This is a genomic window from Salmonella sp. SAL04214 (assembly GCF_046550615.1).
Lineage (GTDB): Bacteria > Pseudomonadota > Gammaproteobacteria > Enterobacterales > Enterobacteriaceae > Salmonella > Salmonella enterica.
In genome coordinates, this window is sequence record NZ_JBGDXT010000001.1 from 510,073 (window position 1) to 535,124 (window position 25,052).

Genomic DNA, 25,052 nt, shown 5'->3' on the forward strand with positions numbered 1-25,052 from the left:
GGGGTGATACTTTGAAAACAACTCTCAGCCAGCCTTTCATTATCAACAAGTTAAGTATCAATGTTAAGCCTGCACTCAGTCGCTCTGGAAAAATCGTTTTCGAAGCTAACCCAGCTCAAAAACTCTACACTGTTTTCGATGACCACAGAGAAGCTCCTGCTGGTTTCGGGGTAAAAGCCAGTTTGACGAAAAAAACCTACGTAATCCAGCGAAGAGTAGCCTCGTCAGATCGTAATGTCAGTGAGGGTAGGAAGCCAAGTTCTGTCTTGAAAGTAAAAGTTGGAAATGTGTTCGATTTTCCAAATATTGACGAAACAAGGCAAGCTGCCAGGCAATTAGTTCAGACCATGCTCGCAACAAAGAGAAATCCCAACAAAATTAAGAGGGAAACGGATGCTTCCGAACTCAAAATGAGACTGTAATTAAAATTGTGTAATTGCCTGATTTTGATATGTTCGATTCAACATTAAAAGCTGGTTGCTTTATGGACGAAAAACAGTTGCAGGCTCTGGCTAATGCACTGGCCAAAATCTCAAAATACCTGAAGATCTCAGCCCGTTCGATCGTCTGCTGAAGAAAAACCAGACCCGCATTTCCGGCATAGATAATCAACATGCTATTAAAAAGCGTACGGTGTTTCCGACGGACGAGTCAGTGAAAAAGGTCGTGTGACTGGCAATTCAGGCCGACATCCGAAAATGGACAATGTCGCTAAGGGACTGGCTCATGACAACGAGTCGCTTTATTATCACGCTCGGGTTCGGTAGCCGCCTGGACGTTCACTTCCGAGAAAGGCATTTACACCGAATGGTGTATAGGCTCGTGGTTGGTCTTCGGTGAGAGGCAGGATGTCTCTCATTAATCTCCGGGAGCGTACAATAGTTGCTCCGGCAGCCTGAAGGATGAAGTGTATATAACCTAAAACATAACGGATATAGCTTCCTTACTCAACCTGACGTAATACGCCGACAGTAAAATCAGGGATACCATACCATCATGGAAAGTCGTCAATACACCCGGCATCTTTCGCTTTCGGAGCTGAAATGGTTTGCTATCGGGATCGGTTTTTTTATTCTCAGCATAGCAACAGCCACCGTGAATTATCGGCTTTCCGGTATATCGCTACTGGTGGGCCTGTTGTTTATCATCTGGAAATTCAGCGTCACAGTTCTGTTTCTGTTTACGCCGCGCAGGATGACGTTAACCGAAACCGCGTTGCAGGCCGGGCATCGGGTTATCCATTACGATGCGCTTGAGTCAATGCGTCTGCTCCACCAATCCGACAAACTCATCTTGCGCCACAGTGGCGGCAAGAAGTACGTCATCTACCTTGATTTCTGGAACGATGGCAACGGAATTTACGACCGACTGGCTGCTGAACTTGTCCGGCGACACGGTTCTGCGCTGGGGGCGCGCCTCGCCGCCGATGGACGTCTTAAATTCGGCAAAGTGACCGCGCTGGCGGATCGGCTTGAACACAAAAACCGGGCGGTACCGTATGCGCAGATCGCCAGTATTCGCACCCAGCGCGAGGAGGGTGCTGGCAGTTCAATGAGCTATCTGATGATTAGCACCGCTACGGGCCGGATCTGCAAAATCGACCGCTCCACTATCGTCAATGAGCCGCTGCTGCTCAACTTTCTTTCCCAGCGTTTACCCGCCTGACGACATTTTTATACAAGGATGAATCAATGGAACTGTACGTATCAAAAACCAGCCAGCAAAACATGCCTGTGGAGTTCAATATCTATTATTCCAGATCTAAAACGTTGGTTGGTATTGTGTTCTGGATTTGTATGATGGGAGTTTTTATTGCGCTGGCGGTGAGTATGGCCACCGATCCCGAGGAGCCCAAAACTGGCGGTGCTGTCTTTATGGGACTTATTTGTTGCGGCAGTCTGTTATTTATTGTGCGCCTGGCTCGCTCATTTTTAAGCGCGGCAAAGCCGGCAGTTACCATCAGTCGTGAAGGTATTCGCTTCTGTAATGGCAAATTCGCGGCCTGGACAAATATCGCCGAAAACACCTGGCATTCACAGAGCATTAACTTCATCCCGGCCGCCGCCGGTATTAAGATTGTGTTGCATGAAGGCAAGCCGATCCATTTCGCCACCACGGTTATTGCGCTTTCTTCCGATAGGTATCTTGAGATGTGCGATCTTTACTCGTCTCAGGCGATCGGGTAACTACCTGCGTCGGATTACGGCTTCGTTTTTTTGGCCTGCGATCTTAATGCTGAAATGGGCAGAAAAACGCGAAATTTAGACGCTATTACGAATGGGCAATGGTACTTATTGAAGGCTATATCATTGCCCATAATGCAGGGAGGGTTGATATTATATAATTCTATTCCAGATTACTTTATTTTAAAAAAAGACAGATTGCCTGAACAGAAAGAACCGGTGTCAATGTAGATTTGATTGGCGAATGTTGTTGTGTAGTCAACAATCATATGGCCGAAGATAAAAGTATCCGCACCGCGTATTGGATGGATATTCCCCTGTAACGAACCAAGCAGACGATCGCGTGACCATAGAACGCCATCAATATCAACTTGCTTTCCATAATCGTAGCTGTCATCTGGATAATCGGCATGGGCAATCACGTACTTCTTTGAGGACGTTTCAACCTCTATGATGTGAGGACGCTGCTTAAAAGTTAGTAATAGGTCAGTGGCTTCTTGCCTGTCTTTTTCAGTGACCGAGTCGTACCAGTAACCACCGTTTACATACCAGAAATTGCCATCCTGTGTTTCAAAAGCGTCAAGCGCCATAGCTTCATGATTACCCACTACAGAAATAAACCATGGGGTATTTAACAGTCTCAGTGTTTCAAGGTTTTCTTTTCCTCGATCAATGTTATCTCCAGTGGAGATCAAGAGATCGGTATCAGGAGAGAAATGTAATTGAGCCAGTCTGGTTAACAATAAGGAGTAACATCCATGAATATCACCAACGACCCAAATGTGGCGATAGAGATCGCTGTTGATGTCAGCATAACGGATTAATTCCATGATGTTCCTATAGCACAATTTTGGAGGCTGGTATTATAACAAAGAAGTAGGGTAATATTAATTTTTATTGTTTAAAATACACCGTTATTAAAATAGCCTACAAGCTAGAAATGAACAGAGAATATATATTTTATGAATCGGTTAATTAAAGTAGACGATGTGCTTGAAAGATGCACGATTTCTCGCGCAACACTTTCCTGATTAATTGCAAAGGCATACTTTCCCGCTCAACGGAAGCTCTATCCCGAAGGGGCTTTGTTGAATAAAGAGATTGGCGGATCTGATCATTACTGTCGTTTCAGCATCGGGTTCCCATGGCAAAGCAAAAGTTTAAAATCAACATCTGAGCGGCAGCAATGAGGTCTGGAAAAATAAAGTGGGCTATCACCGTCGTTCAGTAGCGGAAACGGTCATGTTCCGTATCAAAACCTTGCTGGGCGGCCATCTGAGCCTGCGGAACTATGACGCGCAGGTGGGTGAAGCGATGGCGATGGCCAAAGCGCTGAACCGGATGACGTTGTTGGCAATGCCGACCAGCGTCAGGCTCGTATAACGAGTGCTCCGGTGGGAGTCCTGTATCCTTATCGTTGGCCGATTCTGAATTATTCAACAAAGCCTCATGTTGTCATAACCTACCAGATGCAGATAAAGCAGCATAAAGCGTTTTAAGCGACAGCAACAAGGAAAGGGGTTGATCGTTTAATGGTACTGCGCCAAATCCTTTGTACCAGTCGCAGACCTGTTTATTTTTGGCATCAATAAGCAGGGCTACGCCACCGACCTGCAAAGCCGCCTGTATGCAACGCTTTCCGGCAGATAACAAAAGTTGTGCTCCCAGCCCTTGCCCCTGCATAGATTTGTCTACGGCTAAACGACCCAGACGAAACACTGGCACATCGTATCTCCCTAATCCTTTGCTGATTGCGCCGGGAACCTGTGCATATATCAGTGATGCAGGACTGACTGAGTAAAAGCCGTGGATACGTGTAACATCCGAATTATCAAGCGCAACATAGGTTTTCGTTGTCCCTTTCTCATGATTTTGTCGTGCATGGCGTTGCAGGAATTGGTTCAGATCGGCATCCCCACAATCAAAATTCATTCGATTGTGGGTTTTTCCTATCGCGGCCTCATGCCAGTCTGTAAACATCATTTCTTCATGTCCGGCCGGGCGAAAGCAGCGGCAAGAAGCTTTTCATTCGGCGCTGGCGGGTTATCTAAAATTTCCATGATCATTTGAGTATCGCGCTCCGTCAGATATACCCGTTCGGCGGCATCAACAATCTTCTGTGCGACAGGTAGTATGTTACTGACCACAAAATCCGTCAGGTTGGTTTGCTGGATTGCCGCAGCGCGGACTATCAACTTTTTGGCATCCGTCGATACACGTAACGACAGCCTTTCGTTAGATTCTATAGCTATCTGAGGCATGGTTTTCATCCTCCTGTTTATGAACAATATGTACAATTATAATACATATCTGTACGCTTTCAAGGCGTACAGATGAGGCTGATATAGTCCAGGCATGGCAAGAAGGTCGCTCACTGTCTTTAAACAGGGGATTAACTTCGGTTTATCGCGATTGCATTATTTTAATCTCACTGATTACGTATCATCAGGGAGTTTGCTAAATATATCCATGATTCTCTTTTTTGCCGTAACTGGTTGATTGATCCTACCCGCGTAGTATGGACACAACCCTAAGCGGCGGACATCTCCTGCTCACGTTCAGAAGAAGAAAGCTGAGTTTGCTGTTTGCTTCGCCAGCTGTAGAGCTGTGATTTATACAGGTTAAGCTCGCGGGTGGCAGCGGCCACCCCAATGCGTTCCGCCAGTTTCAGGGCTTCCTGGCGAAATTCAGGCGTGTGCTACTTGCGTGGCTTTTTGGTGGTTGATGCTGGTTTTGTCATGTGAGTCACCTCTTGCTTGAGCGTTTACTCACTTAGTTGCGTGTCCACTATTGCTGAGTAAGATCAGATGGTTAAAAATCAACAAAGGCCCAACGGCGTGCATTAGGCCCTGGTGATGAAGGTGGCATACGGGAGGATGTATATCCTACACTTTCATCCGGATGATGTAACAAAAATACAGATATCGGTAATGAAAGGATCATCACCGTTTAATAGAGGCCCATATATTGAGGTTCCATAATGGAAGAAGTTAACGCTGAATTCACAATCGTTGTTGAGTCTGATCTGGATAAATATGAGTTAATTGATTTTTTATCCCAAGGGATTCCAGACATAATAAAAGTGAATTCATTATATTTAAGATACGAAAATACAATGATTACAATAGAAAGAAATTATGACTGTAATCCTAAGTTGATAAATGAGAATGATGGGTGGCTGTATTATAAATATGAATTAACGGTATTTTCCATGGAGAATACCTCGTATGAATATCAGTATGAATTAGCGAATAAAATTATGAATGCTCTACGTGAGGCGGGATATCTGGCAGAATCAATTTGGTAATATACCGGTACCTATGTAACAGCATCGTCGCCACCATACATGCAGGCTAAAAAAGAGTGAATAGTCAAGCACTTCAGAAATATCTACTCGCGATATACCACCAGAACAAAATGGTCAATTTAAAACGGATGGCGTCAAAGTTACTAGTGGTCGAAAAGTAGATACAACAAATTATTTTAATTCGAAAAGCATATGAAATTTACTACTTTTAATTTTAACCGATTAACAAAATTCATAGTAATTAACTCCTGATTAATTCGGCATATTTTTCATTAATCATAAAGCCATTTCCCAGCTTTCGCTGACTCAGAAAACATTCTGATTGTTAAAGGCGTACGAGTTCGTTCTACATCTTCCCGTTTTAATTTAAACCATCGTGTAAGCAGTGGAGTATTCTCCCAGGGAAAATAACACGACCATTTAACTTGTGATAAATCTACATTAAATTTTTTTTCAAATTTATCCAAAGCTTCATGCAGGTCATCGCCTGGAGCTTCAAATAAATCAGAATCAAGTTCTAAAGGGATTTCTTTCCAATTGCTGTCTAAATATCCGGGAATCTCTTCACGGAAGAGTGCTAACACCTCTTGCTGAATTGTGTCCATCAAAAGGATGTCCATTGTATACGATCTTTAGGGCGTGCTATTAGGTTGTATTTTGCCTGAGTTCTCCTTGATACCTGGTAAATTGAATTCACAAGACCAACCCAACCTAACCATGGAACATATCGTGCTATGACTGCGGCAAGATTATTTGTTTTTCGCATTCTTATACCAACGGGTGTAGGAACTCTAATACCAAAAGGAGTTCGTGCATTTCGTAAAAGCATTCTCCCATACCTGGAGATAACACTTGTCCCTTTGATTGCCTCTCCCGGTTTCGTTCTGGTTTTTAACCACGGTTGCCCGGCGAGGATAGCAGCACCTGACTCAATGCTAATCCCAAGTTCATCACAAAATTGCTCAAGGAAAATTACATCAAATAGTTCACCTGCTGGCAGGTTCGATTGTCCGTGGTAGAAGTAGGTTCCGTTTAGTTCTTCTGTCGTATCCATTCAATCACCTTATAGACTGTTTGCCATTCATTCCAGACATCGGGACGTTTCTGCCGCTATACTAGCCTGGTCGTCAATACGCTGTCACAGGTAAAAAGAACGTTATTCGCGAAAAGTGGATGGGGTATCGTAAGAATGCCAACATGTGGGGCAAGAGGAGGATGTCAGTTTACCGCGATATACGAGACGATAGATTGTCAGTATAAGTTTCGGCTATTTTCCCGAGTTTGGGAGGCAGTTCTTTATCGCAAATAAAAAAAGCAGCAGCGAGGTGCTGCTGTATCAAAAAGCAGATTGATAAATGCAACGTAAGAGACAAATGGCCAACCGTAAAAGTGACCATAGCTATAATAATTATATTGATATTAAGTGGCAATGCAAAATATAGTCTTAATTATATCATGATGAGTTCAGCCAAAGGTGATATGGCCTTATAAGGCTTGCAGTCTTTCATGGGCAGCAAGTAGCGTTTGATATATGCTTAAATTCTTACTTCCGGGTTCAAGCAGAACTTTTTTAAATTCGGTCATGAGTTGTTCTTCATCTTCTTTCGAACGCATGTATTGTGGATGCTCCTGGAAGAAGGTGAGCGCCTGTTCTTTGGTTTGTTTATATTTTTCACAAAAAACGCTTGAGCTGATTGCGCTATTTTTTGATGCGGAATTATCAGCGTTCTGGTTTGATAATGATTTATTCTTCGCAAGGTCTGACGGCACATACGGAAGAGACTGACACTCATCAATACTATTTGCGTTGGCCAGTTGCTTTTTCTGAGCGCCAGGTTGCTGTACCGGTTTGCTCACGGAGGAAGGGAGGGGCACCTGGGCACAGCCGATCAGTAAAAAGACAGGAAGACAGCTATAAAATTTTTTCATATTAACTCCAACTACAGAAGAATGAGGCGCAATGTTTTTACACAACCGTCAGAACGTTATCTGACAATAGTGATAAGGGGCGAATGCGTTTCAGGAATGCTAGCAAAAAAAACTCCTGATATAAATAATTAATTCTCCATCCCGATGATAATATCTGAATTTTTGCTGCTGCAGAATAATAAGCCAGAATTTATATACTATGAGCTGATTTTCTATTTTAAATCAGCGAGCGCTGTGCAAGTTGGCTAATTTAATTAGCGGGTGGCATCAGTTTCATAATGATTGCATCAGGATTTTGCCACCCGCTCCCGGTATTGTTTACATATTAAAATGATTTTTAACTGGTGCTGACAACTATGCTAAATACGCAGGAAGTACTTAAAGAAGGAGAGAAGCGGAAAATCCGCAGCCCGGAAGCATGGTTTATACAGACGTGTTCCGCGCAAAAGCTGCATATGTCATTTTCTGAAGGCCGACACAATGAAAACTGCCTGATTCAGGAAGGCGCGCTGCTTTTTTGCGAGCAGGCCGTTGTCGCACCAGTATCAGGAGACCTGGTTTTTCGACCGTTAAAAATTGAAGTACTCAGCAAATTACTGGCATTTATCGATGGCGCAGGATTAGTGGACACGACATATGCTGAATCCGATAAATGGGTTTTGCTGAGTCCTGAGTTTCGCGCTATTTGGCAAGATCGTAAACGCTGCGAGTACTGGTTTTTGCAGCAAATTATTACGCCTTCTCCGGCCTTCAATAAGGTACTGGCGCTGTTACGAAAAAGCGAGAGTTACTGGTTGGTTGGCTATTTACTCGCTCAGTCAACCAGCGGCAACACGATGAGAATGCTGGGAGAAGACTATGGCGTTTCTTATACCCATTTTCGTCGTTTGTGCAGCAGAGCGTTGGGCGGAAAAGCGAAGAGTGAATTACGAAACTGGCGTATGGCGCAATCGCTGCTGAATAGTGTAGAAGGCCACGAGAACATCACCCAATTAGCCGTTAATCATGGTTACTCATCGCCTTCACATTTTTCTAGTGAGATCAAAGAGCTGATCGGCGTTTCGCCGCGGAAATTATCAAATATTATTCAATTGGCAGACAAATGAAGACACATATTCTTTTGGCCAGAGTGCTGGCATGTGCCGCGCTTGTTCTGGTTGCACCTGGTTATTCTAGTGAAAAAATACCTGTAACGGGAAGTGGGTTTGTTGCGAAAGACGATAGCCTGCGGACATTTTTCGATGCCATGGCGCTACAGCTAAAGGAGCCTGTCATTGTTAGCAAAATGGCGGCACGAAAAAAAATTACGGGCAACTTTGAGTTTCACGATCCTAACGCATTACTGGAGAAGCTTTCCCTACAACTGGGGCTGATTTGGTATTTCGATGGGCAGGCTATCTATATTTATGACGCCAGTGAAATGCGCAATGCCGTGGTTTCTTTACGCAACGTCTCACTCAATGAGTTCAACAATTTTCTAAAACGCTCAGGTTTATATAACAAAAATTACCCGCTACGTGGCGATAACCGTAAAGGAACATTCTATGTTTCAGGGCCACCCGTCTATGTTGATATGGTGGTCAACGCTGCCACCATGATGGACAAGCAAAACGATGGTATTGAGCTGGGACGCCAGAAAATAGGGGTGATGCGTCTGAACAATACCTTCGTGGGCGATCGTACCTATAATCTGCGCGATCAGAAAATGGTTATTCCCGGTATTGCTACGGCCATTGAAAGGTTATTGCAGGGAGAAGAGCAACCCTTAGGTAATATTGTCAGTAGCGAACCCCCGGCGATGCCAGCATTTTCAGCGAATGGAGAAAAAGGTAAAGCAGCAAATTATGCCGGTGGCATGAGTCTGCAGGAAGCTTTAAAGCAAAATGCCGCGGCGGGCAATATTAAAATCGTGGCCTATCCGGATACCAACAGTTTGTTAGTAAAGGGAACGGCTGAGCAGGTGCATTTTATCGAAATGCTGGTTAAAGCGCTGGATGTCGCCAAACGTCACGTAGAATTATCCCTGTGGATTGTCGATCTTAATAAAAGCGATCTGGAGCGTTTGGGCACTTCATGGAGCGGCAGCATTACTATTGGGGATAAACTTGGCGTGTCATTAAACCAGTCTTCAATAAGTACCCTCGATGGAAGTCGATTCATCGCCGCGGTAAATGCGTTAGAAGAGAAGAAACAGGCGACGGTGGTTTCGCGCCCGGTATTACTGACTCAGGAAAATGTTCCCGCTATTTTTGATAACAACAGAACGTTTTACACCAAGCTGATTGGGGAACGTAATGTGGCGCTTGAGCATGTAACATACGGAACAATGATCCGAGTGCTGCCCCGTTTTTCCGCAGATGGTCAGATAGAAATGTCGCTGGACATTGAAGATGGCAACGATAAGACACCGCAATCTGATACTACCACCTCCGTAGATGCGTTACCCGAAGTCGGGCGAACGTTAATTAGCACTATTGCGAGAGTGCCGCACGGAAAAAGTTTGCTGGTCGGGGGTTATACACGGGATGCAAATACCGATACTGTCCAAAGTATTCCGTTTTTAGGCAAATTACCGCTTATTGGTAGCCTGTTCCGTTATTCCAGTAAGAATAAAAGTAATGTTGTTCGTGTGTTCATGATTGAACCAAAAGAAATTGTCGACCCGTTAACGCCGGATGCCAGCGAATCGGTAAACAATATTCTGAAGCAAAGCGGTGCCTGGAGTGGGGACGATAAGTTACAGAAATGGGTTCGTGTTTATCTGGATAGAGGTCAGGAGGTAATTAAATGATTCCTGGCTCAACCTCCGGTATTTCATTTTCCAGAATATTGTCCCGGCAGACATCTCATCAGGATGCGACCCAGCATACTGATGCGCAACAGGCGGAAATACAACAGGCCGCAGAGGATTCGTCTCCAGGGGCGGAAGTACAAAAATTTGTCCAGTCGACGGACGAAATGTCAGCGGCGCTGGCGCAATTTCGTAACCGTCGCGATTATGAAAAAAAATCCAGTAATTTATCTAACAGTTTTGAACGCGTGCTGGAGGATGAGGCTTTACCGAAGGCGAAGCAAATATTAAAGCTAATTAGCGTACATGGCGGCGCGTTAGAAGATTTTTTACGTCAGGCGCGTAGCTTATTTCCTGACCCCAGTGATTTAGTCCTTGTGTTACGTGAATTGCTTCGTCGTAAAGATCTGGAAGAGATCGTGCGGAAAAAGCTGGAGTCGTTACTTAAGCACGTTGAAGAGCAAACCGATCCGAAGACCCTCAAGGCAGGGATTAATTGTGCGTTGAAGGCCCGGCTTTTTGGGAAAACATTATCGTTAAAACCAGGCTTATTGCGCGCCAGCTATCGGCAATTTATCCAGAGTGAATCACATGAAGTGGAGATTTACTCTGACTGGATAGCCAGTTATGGCTATCAACGTCGACTGGTGGTACTGGATTTTATTGAGGGTTCGCTATTAACCGATATTGACGCGAATGACGCCAGCTGTTCGCGTCTGGAGTTTGGCCAGCTTTTACGACGCCTGACGCAACTCAAAATGTTGCGCTCCGCTGACCTACTGTTTGTGAGTACGTTGTTATCGTATTCGTTTACCAAAGCGTTTAATGCGGAGGAGTCGTCGTGGTTACTACTGATGCTTTCGCTATTGCAACAGCCACATGAAGTGGATTCGCTGTTAGCCGATATTATAGGCTTGAATGCGTTATTGCTTAGTCATAAAGAACATGCATCCTTTTTGCAGATATTTTATCAAGTATGTAAAGCCATACCCTCTTCACTCTTTTATGAAGAATATTGGCAGGAAGAATTGTTAATGGCGTTACGTAGTATGACCGATATTGCCTACAAGCATGAAATGGCAGAACAGCGTCGTACTATTGAAAAGCTGTCTTAATTTAATATTAACAGGATACCTATAGTGCTGCTTTCTCTACTTAACAGTGCTCGTTTACGACCTGAATTACTGATTCTGGTACTAATGGTGATGATCATTTCTATGTTCGTCATTCCATTACCTACCTATCTGGTTGATTTCCTGATCGCACTGAATATCGTACTGGCGATATTGGTGTTTATGGGGTCGTTCTACATTGACAGAATCCTCAGTTTTTCAACGTTTCCTGCGGTACTGTTAATTACCACGCTCTTTCGTCTGGCATTATCGATCAGTACCAGCCGTCTTATCTTGATTGAAGCCGATGCCGGTGAAATTATCGCCACGTTCGGGCAATTCGTTATTGGCGATAGCCTGGCGGTGGGTTTTGTTGTCTTCTCTATTGTCACCGTGGTCCAGTTTATCGTTATTACCAAAGGTTCAGAACGCGTCGCGGAAGTCGCGGCCCGATTTTCTCTGGATGGTATGCCCGGTAAACAGATGAGTATTGATGCCGATTTGAAGGCCGGTATTATTGATGCGGATGCTGCGCGCGAACGGCGAAGCGTACTGGAAAGGGAAAGCCAGCTTTACGGTTCCTTTGACGGTGCGATGAAGTTTATCAAAGGTGACGCTATTGCCGGCATCATTATTATCTTTGTGAACTTTATTGGCGGTATTTCGGTGGGGATGACCCGCCATGGTATGGATTTGTCCTCCGCTCTGTCTACTTATACCATGCTGACCATTGGTGATGGTCTTGTCGCCCAGATCCCCGCATTGTTGATTGCGATTAGTGCCGGTTTTATCGTGACTCGCGTAAATGGCGATAGCGATAATATGGGGCGGAATATCATGACGCAGCTGTTGAACAACCCATTTGTATTGGTTGTTACGGCTATTTTGACCATTTCAATGGGAACTCTGCCGGGATTCCCGCTGCCGGTTTTTGTTATTTTATCGGTGGTTTTAAGCGTACTCTTCTATTTTAAATTCCGTGAAGCAAAACGTAGCGCCGCCAAACCTAAAACCAGCAAAGGCGAGCAGCCGCTCAGTATTGAGGAAAAAGAAGGGTCGTCGTTAGGACTGATTGGCGATCTCGATAAAGTCTCTACAGAGACTGTACCGTTGATATTACTTGTGCCGAAGAGCCGGCGTGAAGATCTGGAAAAAGCTCAACTTGCGGAGCGTCTACGTAGTCAGTTCTTTATTGATTATGGCGTGCGCCTGCCGGAAGTATTGTTACGCGATGGCGAGGGCCTGGACGATAACAGCATCGTATTGTTGATTAATGAGATCCGTGTTGAACAATTTACGGTCTATTTTGATTTGATGCGAGTGGTAAATTATTCCGATGAAGTCGTGTCCTTTGGTATTAATCCAACAATCCATCAGCAAGGTAGCAGTCAGTATTTCTGGGTAACGCATGAAGAGGGGGAGAAACTCCGGGAGCTTGGCTATGTGTTGCGGAACGCGCTTGATGAGCTTTACCACTGTCTGGCGGTGACGCTGGCGCGCAACGTCAATGAATATTTCGGTATTCAGGAAACAAAACATATGCTGGACCAACTGGAAGCGAAATTTCCTGATTTACTTAAAGAAGTGCTCAGACATGCCACGGTACAACGTATATCTGAAGTTTTGCAGCGTTTGTTAAGCGAACGTGTTTCCGTGCGTAATATGAAATTAATTATGGAAGCGCTCGCATTGTGGGCGCCAAGAGAAAAAGATGTCATTAACCTTGTGGAGCATATTCGTGGAGCAATGGCGCGTTATATTTGTCATAAATTCGCCAATGGCGGCGAATTACGAGCAGTAATGATATCTGCTGAAGTTGAGGATGTTATTCGCAAAGGGATCCGTCAGACCTCTGGCAGTACCTTCCTCAGCCTTGACCCGGAAGCCTCCGCTAATTTGATGGATCTCATTACACTTAAGTTGGATGATTTATTGATTGCACATAAAGATCTTGTCCTCCTTACGTCTGTCGATGTCCGTCGATTTATTAAGAAAATGATTGAAGGTCGTTTTCCGGATCTGGAGGTTTTATCTTTCGGTGAGATAGCAGATAGCAAGTCAGTGAATGTTATAAAAACAATATAAGGGCTTAATTAAGGAAAAGATCTATGCAACATTTGGATATCGCTGAATTAGTTCGTTCCGCACTGGAAGTAAGTGGTTGCGATCCTTCACTCATCGGAGGAATAGATAGCCATTCAACAATTGTTCTGGATTTATTTGCATTGCCAAGTATCTGTATCAGCGTCAAGGACGATGATGTATGGATCTGGGCGCAATTGGGTGCTGACAGCATGGTGGTATTACAACAGCGGGCTTATGAAATCTTAATGACCATAATGGAAGGATGCCATTTTGCCCGCGGCGGGCAATTACTACTGGGGGAGCAGAATGGGGAGCTAACGCTTAAAGCCTTAGTGCATCCGGATTTTTTATCTGACGGTGAAAAGTTCTCTACTGCCTTGAATGGGTTTTACAACTATCTGGAAGTTTTTAGTCGGTCGCTAATGAGATGAAAACACCTCGTTTACTGCAATATCTGGCCTACCCACAAAAAATAACCGGCCCAATTATTGAGGCGGAATTGCGCGATGTGGCCATTGGCGAACTGTGTGAAATACGCCGTGGCTGGCACCAAAAACAGGTTGTTGCACGTGCGCAGGTGGTTGGCTTACAGCGGGAACGCACCGTGCTGAGCCTTATCGGCAATGCCCAGGGGCTGAGCCGCGATGTCGTGCTTTATCCCACTGGACGTGCGTTATCGGCGTGGGTGGGATACTCAGTATTAGGCGCGGTGTTGGATCCGACAGGGAAAATCGTTGAGCGTTTTACCCCTGAAGTGGCGCCGATTAGCGAAGAACGCGTTATTGATGTCGCACCGCCGTCTTACGCTTCGCGCGTTGGCGTCCGTGAACCGCTGATTACCGGTGTGCGCGCGATTGACGGGTTATTGACCTGTGGCGTAGGCCAGCGAATGGGCATTTTTGCCTCCGCAGGATGCGGTAAGACCATGCTGATGCATATGCTGATCGAGCAAACGGAGGCGGATGTCTTTGTTATTGGTCTTATCGGTGAACGAGGCCGCGAGGTCACTGAATTCGTGGATATGTTGCGCGCTTCGCATAAGAAAGAAAAATGCGTGCTGGTTTTTGCCACTTCCGATTTCCCCTCGGTCGATCGCTGCAATGCGGCGCAACTGGCGACAACCGTAGCGGAATATTTTCGCGACCAGGGAAAACGGGTCGTGCTTTTTATCGATTCCATGACCCGTTATGCGCGTGCTTTGCGAGACGTGGCACTGGCGTCGGGAGAGCGTCCGGCTCGTCGAGGTTATCCCGCCTCCGTATTCGATAATTTGCCCCGCTTGCTGGAACGCCCCGGGGCGACCAGCGAGGGAAGCATTACTGCCTTTTATACGGTACTGCTGGAAAGCGAGGAAGAGGCGGACCCGATGGCGGATGAAATTCGCTCTATCCTTGACGGTCACCTGTATCTGAGCAGAAAGCTGGCCGGGCAGGGACATTACCCGGCAATCGATGTACTGAAAAGCGTAAGCCGCGTTTTTGGACAAGTCACGACGCCGACACATGCTGAACAGGCATCTGCCGTGCGTAAATTAATGACGCGTCTGGAAGAGCTCCAGCTTTTCATTGATTTGGGAGAATATCGTCCTGGCGAAAATATCGATAACGATCGGGCGATGCAGATGCGGGATAGCCTGAAAGCCTGGTTATGCCAGCCGGTAGCGCAGTATTCATCCTTTGATGACACGTTGAGCGGTATGAATGCATTCGCTGACCAGAATTAAAGTATTGCAGCGGCGCTGTACGGTATTTCATTCACAGTGTGAGTCGATATTACTTCGCTATCAGGATGAGGACCGCGGGCTGCAGGCCGAGGAGGAGGCGATCCTTGAACAAATAGCGGGTCTGAAATTGTTATTAGATACGCTGCGTGCAGAAAACAGACAGCTCAGTCGTGAGGAAATTTATACGTTATTACGTAAGCAGTCTATTGTTCGCCGGCAGATAAAAGATTTAGAACTCCAGATTATACAAATTCAGGAAAAACGGAGCGAGCTGGAAAAGAAAAGGGAAGAGTTTCAGAAAAAAAGTAAATATTGGTTGCGCAAAGAAGGGAACTATCAACGCTGGATAATCCGTCAGAAAAGACACTATATCCAGCGAGAGATACAGCAGGAAGAGGCCGAGTCAGAGGAGATAATTTAATGGGCGATGTGTCAGCTGTCAGTTCATCCGGGAACATTTTACTGCCGCAGCAGGATGAGGTTGGCGGTTTATCAGAAGCATTAAAAAAAGCGGTGGAAAAACATAAGACAGAATATTCCGGTGATAAAAAAGATCGCGACTATGGCGATGCTTTCGTAATGCATAAAGAAACGGCTTTACCGGTATTACTGGCGGCATGGCGACATGGCGCGCCAGCGAAATCAGAACATCACAATGGCAACGTTTCTGGTCTGCATCATAACGGAAAAGGCGAACTCAGGATTGCTGAAAAACTGTTGAAAGTCACTGCTGAAAAATCTGTCGGTTTGATTTCTGCGGAGGCCAAAGTAGATAAATCCGCAGCGTTGCTATCGTCTAAAAATAGGCCGTTAGAAAGCGTAAGCGGTAAAAAATTATCTGCTGATTTAAAAGCTGTGGAATCCGTTAGTGAAGTAACCGATAACGCCACGGGAATCTCTGACGATAATATCAAGGCATTGCCTGGGGATAATAAAGCCATCGCGGGCGAAGGCGTTCGTAAAGAGGGCGCGCCGCTGGCGCGGGATGTCGCACCTGCCCGAATGGCCGCAGCCAATACTGGTAAGCCTGACGATAAAGATCATAAAAAGGTTAAAGATGTTTCTCAGCTTCCGCTGCAACCAACCACTATCGCCGATCTTAGCCAATTAACCGGCGGCGATGAAAAAATGCCTTTAGCGGCGCAATCAAAGCCGATGATGACTATTTTTCCCACTGCCGATGGCGTGAAAGGAGAGGATAGCTCGCTGACTTACCGTTTTCAGCGCTGGGGAAATGACTATTCCGTCAATATTCAGGCGCGGCAAGCAGGGGAGTTTTCGTTAATACCGTCAAATACGCAGGTTGAACATCGTTTGCATGATCAATGGCAAAACGGTAATCCCCAGCGCTGGCACCTGACGCGAGACGATCAACAAAATCCGCAGCAGCAACAGCACAGACAGCAATCTGGCGAGGAGGATGACGCCTGATGTCATTGCGTGTGAGACAGATTGATCGTCGCGAATGGCTATTGGCGCAAACCGCGACAGAATGCCAGCGCCATGGCCAGGAAGCTACGCTGGAATATCCGACGCGACAGGGAATGTGGGTTCGGTTGAGCGATGCAGAAAAACGGTGGTCGGCCTGGATTAAACCTGGGGACTGGCTTGAGCATGTCTCTCCCGCTCTGGCGGGGGCGGCGGTTTCTGCTGGCGCTGAGCATCTGGTCGTTCCCTGGCTTGCTGCAACAGAGCGACCGTTTGAGTTGCCCGTGCCGCATTTGTCCTGTCGGCGTTTATGCGTAGAGAACCCCGTGCCGGGAAGCGCGCTGCCGGAAGGGAAATTGTTGCACATTATGAGCGATCGGGGCGGCCTGTGGTTTGAGCATCTTCCTGAACTGCCTGCAGTCGGGGGCGGCAGGCCGAAAATGCTGCGTTGGCCGTTGCGCTTTGTAATCGGTAGCAGTGATACGCAGCGTTCGTTGCTGGGCCGAATCGGGATCGGAGATGTACTCCTGATTCGTACTTCCCGTGCGGAAGTTTATTGCTACGCGAAAAAGTTAGGTCATTTCAACCGTGTTGAAGGGGGAATTATTGTGGAAACGTTAGATATTCAACATATCGAAGAAGAAAATAATACAACTGAAACTGCAGAAACTCTGCCAGGCTTGAACCAATTGCCCGTCAAACTGGAATTTGTTTTGTATCGTAAGAACGTTACCCTCGCCGAACTCGAAGCCATGGGGCAGCAACAGCTATTATCACTGCCGACCAATGCTGAACTTAACGTTGAAATTATGGCGAATGGTGTTTTGCTGGGTAATGGCGAACTGGTACAGATGAATGACACCTTAGGCGTTGAGATCCATGAATGGCTGAGCGAGTCTGGTAATGGGGAATGATATCTCATTAATTGCCTTACTGGCATTTTCCACCCTGTTGCCATTTATTATTGCGTCAGGAACCTGTTTCGTTAAATTTTCTATTGTATTTGTCATGGTGCGTAACGCCCTGGGATTGCAGCAGATACCTTCAAATATGACGCTTAACGGCGTCGCATTGCTGCTTTCTATGTTTGTTATGTGGCCCATAATGCATGATGCCTACGTCTATTTTGAGGACGAAGATGTCACCTTTAATGATATTTCGTCATTAAGTAAACACGTTGATGAAGGTCTGGATGGTTATCGCGATTATCTGATCAAATATTCAGATCGCGAGTTAGTTCAGTTTTTTGAAAACGCGCAACTGAAGCGTCAGTATGGAGAAGAGACCGAGACGGTAAAGCGTGACAAAGATGAAATTGAAAAACCTTCAATATTTGCGTTGTTACCTGCTTATGCGCTGAGCGAAATAAAAAGCGCGTTTAAAATTGGTTTTTATCTTTATTTACCTTTTGTCGTCGTCGACCTGGTGGTATCCAGCGTGCTACTGGCGCTGGGGATGATGATGATGAGTCCGGTGACGATATCTACACCTATTAAGCTGGTGCTTTTTGTCGCGCTTGATGGCTGGACCTTACTGTCTAAGGGATTGATATTACAGTATATGGACATTGCAACATGACATCATTACGAGACGGGATAGTTAAATGGATGATTTAGTGTTTGCAGGTAATAAGGCGCTCTATCTTGTTTTGATCCTGTCAGGGTGGCCGACGATTGTCGCAACGATTATCGGCCTCCTGGTAGGGTTATTCCAGACGGTAACGCAATTACAGGAACAGACGCTGCCTTTTGGCATTAAATTACTTGGCGTGTGTTTGTGCTTGTTTTTACTGTCTGGCTGGTATGGCGAAGTTTTACTCTCTTACGGGCGTCAGGTGATATTCCTGGCGTTGGCTAAGGGGTAAAAAATGTTTTACGCGTTGTACTTTGAAATTCATCACCTGGTTGCGTCTGCGGCGCTAGGGTTTGCTCGCGTGGCGCCGATTTTTTTCTTCCTGCCGTTTTTGAATAGCGGGGTATTAAGCGGCGCGCCGAGAAACGCCATTATCATCCTGGTGGCATTGGGAGTATGGCCGCATGCATTGAACGAGGCGCCGCCGTTTTTATCGGTGGCGATGATCCCGTTAGTTCTGCAAGAAGCGGCGGTAGGCGTCATGCTGGGCTGTCTGCTGTCATGGCCTTTTTGGGTTATGCATGCGCTGGGTTGTATTATCGATAACCAGCGAGGGGCAACGCTAAGTAGCAGTATCGATCCGGCAAACGGTATTGATACCTCGGAAATGGCTAATTTCCTGAATATGTTTGCCGCTGTCGTTTATTTACAAAACGGCGGTCTGGTCACGATGGTTGACGTGTTAAATAAAAGCTATCAGCTATGCGATCCGATGAACGAGTGCACGCCTTCATTACCGCCGCTATTAACGTTTATTAATCAGGTGGCTCAAAACGCCTTGGTTCTGGCCAGTCCGGTGGTATTAGTGCTGTTGCTGTCAGAAGTATTCCTGGGTTTATTGTCGCGCTTTGCTCCGCAAATGAACGCTTTTGCGATTTCACTGACGGTAAAAAGCGGTATTGCCGTTTTAATTATGCTGCTTTATTTCTCTCCGGTACTACCGGACAATGTACTGCGACTCTCTTTCCAGGCCACAGGATTAAGCAGTTGGTTTTACGAGCGAGGGGCGACGCATGTCCTCGAATAAAACAGAAAAACCGACTAAAAAACGGCTGGAAGACTCCGCTAAAAAAGGCCAGTCATTTAAAAGTAAAGATCTCATTATCGCCTGCCTGACGCTGGGAGGAATTGCCTATCTGGTGTCGTATGGCTCATTTAATGAGTTTATGGGGATAATTAAGATCATTATTGCGGATAATTTTGATCAGAGCATGGCTGACTACAGTTTGGCCGTTTTTGGGATAGGGTTAAAATATCTGATTCCATTTATGCTGCTCTGCTTAGTGTGTTCCGCATTACCGGCGTTATTACAGGCCGGTTTTGTGCTGGCGACAGAAGCATTAAAGCCTAATTTATCGGCGTTAAACCCGGTAGAAGGGGCAAAAAAACTTTTTAGTATGCGCACGGTTAAAGATACGGTCAAAACCCTACTGTATCTCTCATCCTTTGTGGTGGCCGCCATCATTTGCTGGAAGAAATATAAGGTTGAAATCTTTTCTCAGCTAAATGGCAATATTGTAGGTATTGCCGTCATTTGGCGTGAACTTCTCCTCGCATTGGTATTAACTTGCCTTGCTTGCGCATTGATTGTCTTATTATTGGATGCTATTGCGGAATATTTCCTGACCATGAAAGATATGAAAATGGATAAGGAAGAAGTGAAGCGTGAAATGAAGGAGCAGGAAGGGAACCCAGAGGTTAAATCTAAAAGACGTGAAGTTCATATGGAAATTCTGTCTGAACAGGTGAAATCCGATATTGAAAACTCACGCCTGATTGTTGCCAACCCCACGCATATTACGATCGGGATTTATTTTAAACCCGAACTGATGCCGATTCCGATGATCTCGGTGTATGAAACGAATCAGCGCGCACTGGCCGTCCGCGCCTATGCGGAGAAGGTTGGCGTACCTGTGATCGTCGATATCAAACTGGCGCGCAGTCTTTTCAAAACCCATCGCCGTTATGATCTGGTGAGTCTGGAAGAAATTGATGAAGTTTTACGTCTTCTGGTTTGGCTGGAAGAGGTAGAAAACGCGGGCAAAGACGTTATTCAGCCACAAGAAAACGAGGTACGGCATTGAGCCGCGTAAAGCAGTAGCGATGTATTCATTGGGCGTTTTTTGAATGTTCACTAACCACCGTCGGGGTTTAATAACTGCATCAGATAAACGCAGTCGTTAAGTTCTACAAAGTCGGTGACAGATAACAGGAGTAAGTAATGGATTATCAAAATAATGTCAGCGAAGAACGTGTTGCGGAAATGATTTGGGATGCCGTTAGTGAAGGCGCCACGCTAAAAGACGTTCATGGGATCCCTCAAGATATGATGGACGGTTTATATGCTCATGCTTATGAGTTTTATAACCAGGGACGACTGGATGAAGCTGAGACATTCTTTCGTTTCTTATGCATTTATGATTTTTACAATCCCGATTACACCATGGGACTGGCGGCGGTATGCCAACTGAAAAAACAATTTCAGAAAGCATGTGACCTTTATGCAGTAGCGTTTACGTTACTTAAAAATGATTATCGCCCCGTTTTTTTTACCGGGCAGTGTCAATTATTAATGCGTAAGGCGGCAAAAGCCAGACAGTGTTTTGAACTTGTCAATGAACGTACTGAAGATGAGTCTCTGCGGGCAAAAGCGTTGGTCTATCTGGAGGCGCTAAAAACGGCGGAGACAGAGCAGCACAGTGAACAAGAAAAGGAATAATTATGGTAAATGACGCAAGTAGCATTAGCCGTAGCGGATATACCCAAAATCCGCGCCTCGCTGAGGCGGCTTTTGAGGGCGTTCGTAAGAACACGGACTTTTTAAAAGCGGCGGATAAAGCTTTTAAAGATGTGGTGGCAACGAAAGCGGGCGACCTTAAAGCCGGAACAAAGTCCGGCGAGAGCGCTATTAATACGGTGGGTCTAAAGCCGCCTACGGACGCCGCCCGGGAAAAACTCTCCAGCGAAGGGCAATTGACGTTACTGCTTGGCAAGTTAATGACGCTACTGGGTGATGTTTCGCTGTCTCAACTGGAGTCTCGTCTGGCGGTATGGCAGGCGATGATTGAGTCACAAAAAGAGATGGGGATTCAGGTATCGAAAGAATTCCAGACGGCTCTGGGAGAGGCTCAGGAGGCGACGGATCTCTATGAAGCCAGCATCAAAAAGACGGATACCGCCAAGAGTGTTTATGACGCTGCGGCCAAAAAACTGACGCAGGCGCAAAATAAATTGCAATCGCTGGACCCGGCTGACCCCGGCTATGCACAAGCTGAAGCCGCGGTAGAACAGGCCGGAAAAGAAGCGACAGAGGCGAAAGAGGCATTAGATAAGGCCACGGATGCGACGGTTAAAGCAGGCACAGATGCCAAAGCGAAAGCCGAGAAAGCGGATAACATTCTGACCAAATTCCAGGGAACGGCTAATGCCGCCTCTCAGAATCAGGTTTCCCAGGGTGAGCAGGATAATCTGTCAAATGTCGCCCGCCTCACTATGCTCATGGCCATGTTTATTGAGATTGTGGGCAAAAATACGGAAGAAAGCCTGCAAAACGATCTTGCGCTTTTCAACGCCTTGCAGGAAGGGCGTCAGGCGGAGATGGAAAAGAAATCGGCTGAATTTCAGGAAGAGACGCGCAAAGCCGAGGAAACGAACCGCATTATGGGATGTATCGGGAAAGTCCTCGGCGCGCTGCTAACCATTGTCAGCGTTGTGGCCGCTGTTTTTACCGGTGGGGCGAGTCTGGCGCTGGCTGCGGTGGGACTTGCGGTAATGGTTGCCGATGAAATTGTGAAGGCGGCGACGGGGGTGTCGTTTATTCAGCAGGCGCTAAACCCGATTATGGAGCATGTGCTGAAGCCGTTAATGGAGCTGATTGGCAAGGCGATTACCAAAGCGCTGGAAGGATTAGGCGTCGATAAGAAAACGGCAGAGATGGCCGGCAGCATTGTTGGTGCGATTGTCGCCGCTATTGCGATGGTCGCGGTCATTGTGGTGGTCGCAGTTGTCGGGAAAGGCGCGGCGGCGAAACTGGGTAACGCGCTGAGCAAAATGATGGGCGAAACGATTAAGAAGTTGGTGCCTAACGTGCTGAAACAGTTGGCGCAAAACGGCAGCAAACTCTTTACCCAGGGGATGCAACGTATTACTAGCGGTCTGGGTAATGTGGGTAGCAAGATGGGCCTGCAAACGAATGCCTTAAGTAAAGAGCTGGTAGGTAATACCCTAAATAAAGTGGCGTTGGGCATGGAAGTCACGAATACCGCAGCCCAGTCAGCCGGTGGTGTTGCCGAGGGCGTATTTATTAAAAATGCCAGCGAGGCGCTTGCTGATTTTATGCTCGCCCGTTTTGCCATGGATCAGATTCAGCAGTGGCTTAAACAATCCGTAGAAATATTTGGTGAAAACCAGAAGGTAACGGCGGAACTGCAAAAAGCCATGTCTTCTGCGGTACAGCAAAATGCGGATGCTTCGCGTTTTATTCTGCGCCAGAGTCGCGCATAAAAACTGCCAAAATAAAGGGAGAAAAATATGTTAATTAGTAATGTGGGAGTAAATTCCGCCGCTTATTTAAATAATCATTCTGTTGAGAATAGTTCACAGACAGCTTCGCAATCCGTTAGCGCTAAAGATATTCTGAATAGTATTGGTATTAGCAGCAGTAAAGTCAGTGACCTGGGGTTGAGTCCTACACTGAGCGCGCCTGCGCCAGGGGTATTAACGCAAACCCCCGGAACGATCACGTCCTTTTTAAAAGCCAGTATTCAAAATACCGACATGAATCAGGATTTGAATGCCCTGGCAAATAATGTCACGACTAAAGCGAATGAGGTTGTGCAAACCCAGTTACGCGAGCAGCAGGCAGAAGTCGGAAAGTTTTTTGATATTAGCGGAATGTCTTCCAGTGCCGTTGCGCTGTTGGCTGCCGCGAATACGTTAATGCTGACGTTGAACCAGGCTGATAGCAAACTGTCTGGTAAGTTGTCATTAGTCAGCTTTGATGCAGCTAAAACAACGGCAAGCTCCATGATGCGCGAAGGGATGAATGCGTTGTCCGGTAGTATTTCCCAGAGCGCGCTTCAGTTGGGGATTACTGGCGTGGGCGCCAAACTGGAATATAAGGGGCTGCAGAATGAAAGAGGCGCGCTTAAACATAATGCCGCGAAGATCGATAAACTGACCACTGAAAGCCACAGTATTAAAAACGTGCTGAACGGGCAGAATAGCGTCAAACTCGGTGCTGAAGGCGTCGATTCTCTGAAATCGTTAAATATGAAGAAAACCGGTACCGATGCGACGAAAAATCTTAATGATGCGACGCTTAAATCTAATGCCGGAACCAGCGCCACGGAAAGTCTGGGTATTAAAGACAGTAATAAACAAATCTCCCCTGAACATCAGGCTATTCTGTCGAAACGTCTTGAGTCTGTCGAATCCGATATTCGTCTTGAGCAGAATACCATGGATATGACCCGAATCGATGCGCGCAAGATGCAGATGACGGGCGATCTGATTATGAAAAACTCAGTTACGGTCGGTGGTATTGCAGGGGCGTCCGGGCAGTACGCCGCTACTCAGGAACGTTCCGAGCAGCAAATTAGCCAGGTGAATAACCGTGTTGCCAGCACCGCATCGGACGAAGCCCGTGAAAGTTCACGTAAATCGACCAGCCTGATTCAGGAAATGCTGAAAACAATGGAGAGCATTAACCAGTCGAAAGCATCCGCACTCGCTGCTATCGCAGGCAATATTCGCGCTTAATCTGAAAGGTCATCTATACGCCATCAGGGGTGTGATTTAATCGCGCTCCTGATGGCGAACTGGGGATATTATGCTTAATATTCAAAATTATTCCGCTTCTCCTCATCCGGGGATCGTTGCCGAACGGTCGCAGACTCCCTCGGCGAGCGAGCATGTCGAGGCTGCCGTGGTACCGTCTACCACAGAACATCGCGGCACAGATATCATTTCATTATCGCAGGCGGCTACTAAAATCCAGCAGGCACAGCAGACGCTGCAGTCAACGCTACCGATTTCTGAAGAGAATAATGACGAGCGCACGCTGGCGCGCCAACAGTTGACCAGCAGCCTGAATGCGCTGGCGAAGTCTGGCGTGTCATTATCCGCAGAACAAAATGAGAACCTGCGGAGCGCGTTTTCTGCGCCGACGTCGGCCTTATTTAGCGCTTCACCTATGGCGCAGCCGAGAACAACCATTTCTGATGCTGAGATTTGGGATATGGTTTCCCAAAATATATCGGCGATAGGTGACAGCTATCTGGGCGTTTATGAAAATGTTGTCGCAGTCTATACCGATTTTTATCAGGCCTTCAGTGACATTCTGTCCAAAATGGGAGGCTGGTTATTACCAGGTAAGGACGGTAATACCGTTAAGCTAGATGTTACCTCACTCAAAAATGATTTAAACAGTTTAGTCAATAAATATAATCAAATAAACAGTAATACCGTTTTATTCCCAGCGCAGTCAGGCAGCGGCGTTAAAGTAGCTACTGAAGCGGAAGCGAGACAGTGGCTCAGTGAATTGAATTTGCCGAATAGCTGCCTGAAATCTTATGGATCCGGTTATGTCGTCACCGTTGATCTGACGCCATTACAAAAAATGGTTCAGGATATTGATGGTTTAGGCGCGCCGGGAAAAGATTCAAAACTCGAAATGGATAACGCCAAATATCAAGCCTGGCAGTCGGGTTTTAAAGCGCAGGAAGAAAATCTGAAAACCACATTACAGACGCTGACGCAAAAATATAGCAATGCCAATTCATTATACGACAACCTGGTAAAAGTGCTGAGCAGTACGATAAGTAGCAGCCTGGAAACCGCCAAAAGCTTCCTGCAAGGATAA

26 protein-coding genes and 4 pseudogenes are annotated in these 25,052 nt (G+C 46.3%); 23 read left to right on the top strand and 7 right to left on the bottom strand.

What is annotated here, in order from left to right; translation table 11 throughout:
• Positions 1–11: 11 nt before the first annotated feature.
• The 4 genes and pseudogenes from ACLJQD_RS02465 to ACLJQD_RS02480 form a co-directional block, all read left to right on the top strand.
• A pseudogene (locus ACLJQD_RS02465) lies at positions 12–410 on the top strand (cytoplasmic protein); the annotation flags it as partial.
• Between the two features lie 199 nt (positions 411–609).
• Positions 610–840 (top strand): annotated as a pseudogene (locus ACLJQD_RS02470) (hypothetical protein); the annotation flags it as partial.
• Between the two features lie 156 nt (positions 841–996).
• Complete coding sequence (locus tag ACLJQD_RS02475) at positions 997–1,665, top strand: hypothetical protein (RefSeq protein ID WP_000445914.1); 669 nt, start codon at positions 997–999, stop codon at positions 1,663–1,665.
• A gap of 26 nt (positions 1,666–1,691) precedes the next feature.
• Positions 1,692–2,186: a hypothetical protein gene (locus ACLJQD_RS02480; protein WP_000424947.1), complete on the top strand. Its 495-nt coding sequence runs from the start codon at positions 1,692–1,694 to the stop codon at positions 2,184–2,186.
• A 170-nt stretch (positions 2,187–2,356) separates the two neighbouring features.
• Here ACLJQD_RS02480 and pphB read toward each other — a convergent pair whose 3' ends face one another.
• Positions 2,357–3,013, bottom strand: coding sequence for a protein-serine/threonine phosphatase (pphB, locus tag ACLJQD_RS02485; protein WP_017441135.1), 657 nt, complete (start codon positions 3,011–3,013; stop codon positions 2,357–2,359).
• Between the two features lie 337 nt (positions 3,014–3,350).
• Here pphB and ACLJQD_RS02490 point away from each other — a divergent pair.
• A pseudogene (locus ACLJQD_RS02490) lies at positions 3,351–3,566 on the top strand (IS5/IS1182 family transposase); the annotation flags it as partial.
• Positions 3,567–3,638: 72 nt separating this feature from the next.
• On the opposite strand, the gene ACLJQD_RS02495 reads toward ACLJQD_RS02490, so the two are convergent.
• The 3 genes and pseudogenes from ACLJQD_RS02495 to ACLJQD_RS02505 all read right to left on the bottom strand — a co-directional run.
• A complete protein-coding gene (locus ACLJQD_RS02495; RefSeq protein ID WP_017441137.1) occupies positions 3,639–4,166 on the bottom strand; it encodes a GNAT family N-acetyltransferase in 528 nt (175 codons plus the stop codon).
• A complete protein-coding gene (locus ACLJQD_RS02500; protein WP_017441138.1) occupies positions 4,163–4,453 on the bottom strand; it encodes a DUF1778 domain-containing protein in 291 nt (96 codons plus the stop codon). The genes ACLJQD_RS02495 and ACLJQD_RS02500 overlap by 4 nt, the downstream gene beginning before the upstream one ends.
• A 269-nt stretch (positions 4,454–4,722) precedes the next feature.
• Positions 4,723–4,923 (bottom strand): annotated as a pseudogene (locus tag ACLJQD_RS02505) (transposase); the annotation flags it as partial.
• A 240-nt stretch (positions 4,924–5,163) separates the two neighbouring features.
• Between ACLJQD_RS02505 and ACLJQD_RS02510 the strand changes: the two are divergent.
• Positions 5,164–5,490, top strand: coding sequence for a hypothetical protein (locus ACLJQD_RS02510; RefSeq protein WP_000393295.1), 327 nt, complete (start codon positions 5,164–5,166; stop codon positions 5,488–5,490).
• Between the two features lie 272 nt (positions 5,491–5,762).
• On the opposite strand, the gene ACLJQD_RS02515 is transcribed toward ACLJQD_RS02510, so the two are convergent.
• The 3 genes from ACLJQD_RS02515 to invH form a co-directional block, all read right to left on the bottom strand.
• Positions 5,763–6,110 (bottom strand): DUF1493 family protein, encoded by a 348-nt coding sequence (locus ACLJQD_RS02515; RefSeq protein ID WP_001555786.1) that lies wholly within the window; start codon positions 6,108–6,110, stop codon positions 5,763–5,765.
• Positions 6,095–6,544 carry an STM2901 family protein gene (locus ACLJQD_RS02520; protein WP_017441139.1) on the bottom strand — a complete coding sequence of 150 codons (450 nt, stop codon included), beginning with the start codon at positions 6,542–6,544 and terminating at the stop codon, positions 6,095–6,097. The genes ACLJQD_RS02515 and ACLJQD_RS02520 overlap by 16 nt, the downstream gene beginning before the upstream one ends.
• Positions 6,545–6,975: 431 nt before the next feature.
• On the bottom strand, positions 6,976–7,419 hold the full coding sequence (gene invH / locus ACLJQD_RS02525) for an SPI-1 type III secretion system invasion lipoprotein InvH (RefSeq protein WP_017441140.1): 444 nt from the start codon (positions 7,417–7,419) through the stop codon (positions 6,976–6,978).
• A 455-nt stretch (positions 7,420–7,874) separates the two neighbouring features.
• On the opposite strand from invH, the gene invF reads away from it, so the two are divergent.
• From invF to sipD, 17 genes are all read left to right on the top strand, one after another.
• Positions 7,875–8,525, top strand: a complete 651-nt coding sequence (invF, locus tag ACLJQD_RS02530) for a type III secretion system transcriptional activator InvF (RefSeq protein ID WP_001728903.1) — start codon at positions 7,875–7,877, stop codon at positions 8,523–8,525.
• Positions 8,522–10,210, top strand: a complete 1,689-nt coding sequence (gene invG / locus ACLJQD_RS02535) for a type III secretion system outer membrane ring protein InvG (protein WP_000848102.1) — start codon at positions 8,522–8,524, stop codon at positions 10,208–10,210. Before invF ends, invG begins: the two co-directional genes overlap by 4 nt.
• Entirely contained in the window at positions 10,207–11,325 is a 1,119-nt protein-coding gene (invE, locus tag ACLJQD_RS02540; RefSeq protein WP_000612171.1) for a type III secretion system gatekeeper InvE, read from the top strand. Before invG ends, invE begins: the two co-directional genes overlap by 4 nt.
• A 24-nt stretch (positions 11,326–11,349) precedes the next feature.
• Complete coding sequence (invA, locus tag ACLJQD_RS02545; protein WP_017441141.1) at positions 11,350–13,407, top strand: type III secretion system export apparatus protein InvA; 2,058 nt, start codon at positions 11,350–11,352, stop codon at positions 13,405–13,407.
• Between the two features lie 23 nt (positions 13,408–13,430).
• Positions 13,431–13,838, top strand: coding sequence for an SPI-1 type III secretion system chaperone SpaK (gene spaK, locus ACLJQD_RS02550; protein ID WP_001164066.1), 408 nt, complete (start codon positions 13,431–13,433; stop codon positions 13,836–13,838).
• The gene (gene invC / locus ACLJQD_RS02555) at positions 13,835–15,130 is read left to right on the top strand and encodes a SctN family type III secretion system ATPase InvC (protein WP_000856766.1); all 1,296 of its coding nucleotides are present in this window, start codon (positions 13,835–13,837) and stop codon (positions 15,128–15,130) included. The genes spaK and invC overlap by 4 nt, the downstream gene beginning before the upstream one ends.
• Positions 15,108–15,551: an SPI-1 type III secretion system protein SpaM gene (gene spaM / locus ACLJQD_RS02560; protein ID WP_000555884.1), complete on the top strand. Its 444-nt coding sequence runs from the start codon at positions 15,108–15,110 to the stop codon at positions 15,549–15,551. Before invC ends, spaM begins: the two co-directional genes overlap by 23 nt.
• Positions 15,551–16,561, top strand: coding sequence for an SPI-1 type III secretion system protein SpaN (gene spaN / locus ACLJQD_RS02565; protein ID WP_000503107.1), 1,011 nt, complete (start codon positions 15,551–15,553; stop codon positions 16,559–16,561). The genes spaM and spaN overlap by 1 nt, the downstream gene beginning before the upstream one ends.
• Complete coding sequence (gene spaO / locus ACLJQD_RS02570; RefSeq protein WP_000058726.1) at positions 16,561–17,472, top strand: SPI-1 type III secretion system protein SpaO; 912 nt, start codon at positions 16,561–16,563, stop codon at positions 17,470–17,472. The genes spaN and spaO overlap by 1 nt, the downstream gene beginning before the upstream one ends.
• Positions 17,462–18,136 (top strand): SPI-1 type III secretion system export apparatus protein SpaP, encoded by a 675-nt coding sequence (spaP, locus tag ACLJQD_RS02575; protein WP_000526016.1) that lies wholly within the window; start codon positions 17,462–17,464, stop codon positions 18,134–18,136. Before spaO ends, spaP begins: the two co-directional genes overlap by 11 nt.
• 25 nt (positions 18,137–18,161) lie before the next feature.
• On the top strand, positions 18,162–18,422 hold the full coding sequence (gene spaQ, locus ACLJQD_RS02580; protein ID WP_000342503.1) for an SPI-1 type III secretion system export apparatus protein SpaQ: 261 nt from the start codon (positions 18,162–18,164) through the stop codon (positions 18,420–18,422).
• A 3-nt stretch (positions 18,423–18,425) separates the two neighbouring features.
• Complete coding sequence (spaR, locus tag ACLJQD_RS02585; protein ID WP_000498965.1) at positions 18,426–19,217, top strand: SPI-1 type III secretion system export apparatus protein SpaR; 792 nt, start codon at positions 18,426–18,428, stop codon at positions 19,215–19,217.
• Complete coding sequence (gene spaS / locus ACLJQD_RS02590; RefSeq protein ID WP_000097719.1) at positions 19,204–20,274, top strand: SPI-1 type III secretion system export apparatus protein SpaS; 1,071 nt, start codon at positions 19,204–19,206, stop codon at positions 20,272–20,274. The genes spaR and spaS overlap by 14 nt, the downstream gene beginning before the upstream one ends.
• Positions 20,275–20,411: 137 nt before the next feature.
• Entirely contained in the window at positions 20,412–20,909 is a 498-nt protein-coding gene (sicA, locus tag ACLJQD_RS02595) for a SycD/LcrH family type III secretion system chaperone SicA (protein WP_000386309.1), read from the top strand.
• A 2-nt stretch (positions 20,910–20,911) separates the two neighbouring features.
• Complete coding sequence (gene sipB / locus ACLJQD_RS02600; RefSeq protein WP_000245782.1) at positions 20,912–22,693, top strand: SPI-1 type III secretion system needle tip complex protein SipB; 1,782 nt, start codon at positions 20,912–20,914, stop codon at positions 22,691–22,693.
• Positions 22,694–22,720: 27 nt separating this feature from the next.
• Entirely contained in the window at positions 22,721–23,950 is a 1,230-nt protein-coding gene (gene sipC / locus ACLJQD_RS02605; protein ID WP_001650492.1) for an SPI-1 type III secretion system needle tip complex protein SipC, read from the top strand.
• A 70-nt stretch (positions 23,951–24,020) separates the two neighbouring features.
• Positions 24,021–25,052 (top strand): SPI-1 type III secretion system needle tip complex protein SipD, encoded by a 1,032-nt coding sequence (gene sipD / locus ACLJQD_RS02610; protein WP_017441142.1) that lies wholly within the window; start codon positions 24,021–24,023, stop codon positions 25,050–25,052.